Source organism: Streptomyces sp. NPDC054786 (assembly GCF_053611685.1).
The window spans coordinates 1-3,407 of sequence record NZ_JBSHAW010000098.1 but is presented as its reverse complement, the minus strand read 5'-3'; the positions used below and the strand labels follow the sequence as shown (position 1 = coordinate 3,407).

2 protein-coding genes and 1 pseudogene are annotated in these 3,407 nt (G+C 68.2%); all 3 read left to right on the top strand.

Annotated elements, in window-relative coordinates:
• Positions 1–1,318: 1,318 nt before the first annotated feature.
• Positions 1,319–1,546 (top strand): annotated as a pseudogene (locus ACWGI6_RS38105) (Pvc16 family protein); the annotation flags it as partial.
• 276 nt (positions 1,547–1,822) lie between these two features.
• Positions 1,823–2,791 carry a GlxA family transcriptional regulator gene (locus ACWGI6_RS38100; RefSeq protein ID WP_453271762.1) on the top strand — a complete coding sequence of 323 codons (969 nt, stop codon included), beginning with the start codon at positions 1,823–1,825 and terminating at the stop codon, positions 2,789–2,791.
• A gap of 285 nt (positions 2,792–3,076) precedes the next feature.
• Positions 3,077–3,301 carry a hypothetical protein gene (locus ACWGI6_RS38095; RefSeq protein WP_453271761.1) on the top strand — a complete coding sequence of 75 codons (225 nt, stop codon included), beginning with the start codon at positions 3,077–3,079 and terminating at the stop codon, positions 3,299–3,301.
• The last annotated feature ends 106 nt before the right edge of the window (positions 3,302–3,407 follow it).

Sequence of the window (3,407 nt, the reverse complement as noted above, 5' to 3'; positions counted from 1 at the left end):
CCGTCGAAACCTGACGAGACTGCCATGCATAACCTGTTTCTGTGGTAACAGCCAGGCGATACGGTCCGGCTTGCACAGTTGCACCGAACCCCTACCGACCTGACTACTCAGCCATAACCCTTGGCCCCGCGGTCGATCACCGCGGAGACGTCCGCCCGCTGGTGTCGTTGGGTGACGAGGAAGCGCGTGTCGGGCCGGTTGGACAGGGTGCGCAGCTGGTCCAGTGCGGTGGTGTCGATGGTGCCGAAGCCGTGACGACGGCGTCGGCCTCGTGGGTTCTCCCAGGTGGGACTTCCTGGACGCGGTGGTCGAGCGGTAAGGAGCTGACGAGTCCCGCGTGGACCACGGCGTCGGGTGAGTGGACCGCCACACACACGTTGCCGGTGAGTATCTGCTGGGGCATTTTTCGCCTCCCCGTCGGAAATCGCCCATGAGGGACGAGGCGATGATCGTGCCACGTGCCTTTCGGCCATCGGCTTTCTGGATGGCTCGATTACTTAAGGACAGGGAAACCTGGCACGAAGAGCGGGAGCAGGGACCGGGCGGGTGGGACAAACGGGCAAGGTTGCCGGCCGGTGCTTGCCGCGGAGGGTCCCGCCCCGCATCATGAGGTACTCAAGACCACGTCGCTACCTGGGCTTTCACCCGTCCGGGACCTCCTTCGCGACGCCCGCGCGCCGCGGGCACACCTCCCCGCGGCACAGTCGCGGGGACGACGCCGACCCGACCGCTCAGGCAGGGCGCTGTGGGGCGACCGCGCCGTGACGGCCTTCGCCGCCCCTGGGCATCGGGCTGAGGGCAGGGCGGCATCGGACCGCTGTCATTCCCCGGATTCGCATCCGCAGGAGAGTCCTGCCGTTCAGGAGAGTCCCGCCGTTCAGCAGAATCCTGCCGTTCAGGAGAGGGCCTCGACGCAGCTCAGGGGAGGTCCGGTGGCAGCCCCGCCGGTCGAGGTGGAGCTCCCTTAGGGAGAGCCGGCCGAGGAGAGGCCACGCAGGACATCCGATGTCCGGCGCACTCCGTCCTCGTGAGTGAGGACGCTCACGTCCACACAAGGAGGCAGGGATGTCCCGACCGGTCTACACCGTGAGGGGAACCACCATGGCCGCGCACCTGTGCAACGGAACCGGGATGTCGCTTCCGCCCTCACGTTCCCACTGTCGTGGTTCCGGCCGGCCGATCTCGTGGTCCGTGTTGTGGTGCTCCACGATTGCGCTGGTCACGAGCGTCAGATGAGGGTGAAAAGCCTCCGACCGCCTCTGACCCCACAGAAGTGGCGGGGTCGCGGACAGGAGGCAGGGTGCTCAACTCAATCCGGATGACACCCGTCGGTACGGCAGACGGCACCGCCGTGCCGCCGGTTCGTGTTCCCGTGGCGGTGCACGGCCGCCTGGTGAAACAGCGTCAGTCGATGTGCTGGTTACGTCTGTCGTACCTCGTGACGGCGTGGACGAAGCACCCCGAGGACGAACACCGACTCAACTCCGCGGTGTTGGCCAGTCTGAATCCCGGAGAGGTGCTTCCCGCCACCGAACTGCTCGGCCCTCTCGGCGCCCTGGGCCTCTCGCCAGGACCAACCCGAAGATCACCTCACGCGCCGGTCAACGTGACAGCCCCCTTCGGCGCCTTCCTGGCCGATGCCAGACGGTGGACCACCGCCTCCTCGCTCTCGTCACGTCCCAGCGCCCGCCCCCAAGTGCCGCACCCTCCCCGCCGCCTGCAGTTGTACCCACCGAAAGCGGAACCTGGCACCAAGCCCATGGCGGAGATCGTCATGTTTGTGTCCTTGCCGCCAAATGGCACGGCGGGCCATGCTGATCAGGTGACACAACGGCGCGTCGTCTTCCTTGTCTATCCGGGGTTTCAGGTGCTGGACCTGGCGGGACCGTATGAGGTGTTCGCGCAGACGGAACGGTGGGTGCCCGAGGATGAGGGCTATGCCATTGAGATCGTCGCGGGCCGGGCCGGAGCAGTGCGGGCCTGTCACGGGATCGACGTTGCGGCCGGCAGTGGCGTCCAGCAGTGTGAGGGACCGCTGGACACCCTGGTGGTCGTCGGTGGACCGGGCGATCGGGAGGCGGTGGACGATGAAGAGCTTGTCGGCTGGCTCAAGGCGGCGGCCGGCCGGGCCCGGCGGGTCGCTTCCGTGTGTACGGGCGCGTTCCTGCTCGCGCGGGCCGGGCTGCTCGACGGACGGCGCGCGGTGACGCACTGGGCGGCCTGCGAGCGGCTGGCCCACGAGCACCCGGACGTCACGGTCACCCCGGACCAGATCTTCGTACACGACCGGGCGGTGTGGACCTCCGCCGGAATCACGGCGGGGATGGACCTGGCGCTCGCCATGGTCGAGGAGGACCACGGGCCCGAGATCTCCCGGTCCGTCGCGCGGATGCTGGTGATGTTCGTCCAACGCCCCGGCGGCCAAGCACAGTTCAGCACCCAGCTCGCCGCGCAGCGGCCCACGCGTAAGCCGCTGCGGGACGTTCAGGCATGGGTCACCGACCACCTCGCTGACGACCTGACCGTCCGGGTGCTCGCCGAACGGGCCGGTATGAGCGAGCGCAACTTCACCCGGGTCTTCCGCGCCGAGACCGGACTCACCCCGGCCGCCTACGTGGAAACCGTCCGCATCGAGGCTGCCCGGGCCCTACTGGAGACGACGGACACCACCATCGACGCGGTCGCCCGAGTCTGCGGCTTCGGCTTCGCCGAGACCCTGCACCGCCGCTTCAGACGCACCCTGGGGGTCACGCCGGGGCAGTATCGCCACCACTTTTCCAGGGCACGGTGAAGGAGCGCCCGGGCCTGGCCGTCGCGGTGAGAAGCCCGAGTCCCACCGGCACGTCTCCTTGGGCGCCTTCGGGCACTGCGGTTTGTGGGGCACCGCCAGCCCACCGCTGACCCGGACGCCGACCTGGTCGTGGGACTGCACGTCAACGGCCGAACCTGGCACGAACAGCGCACGGAGCGCACGTTCCGGGTCAGCGACGCGGTACACCACGACCTCGGTCTCATTCAGCCGCGCACACCGCACCCTTCCTCCCGTCCCGGTACACCGCTGATCGGAGCAGTCTCGATGAACGACACCACGTCGGCGGAGTCCTCCCCGCCCCGGAACGCAACGGCGGTTGGGCATCCGTGGGACTGCAAGTCGAAGGCGGCCGAACACGCGCCGGACCCGGCCCCGGCCGAGCCGGCACGGCTCCAGCTGCCGCGCGGGCTCATGGACTTCACCGGGCGACGGTCGGCGACAGCCGAGCTCTTGGAGGTGTTTGGCGACGCAGCCAACGATTACAGCTGAGTAGTCAGGTCGGTAGGGGTTCGGTGCACTGTGCAAGCCGGACCACATCGCCTGGCTGTTACCACAGAAACAGGTTATGCATGGCAGTCTCGTCAGGTTTCGACGA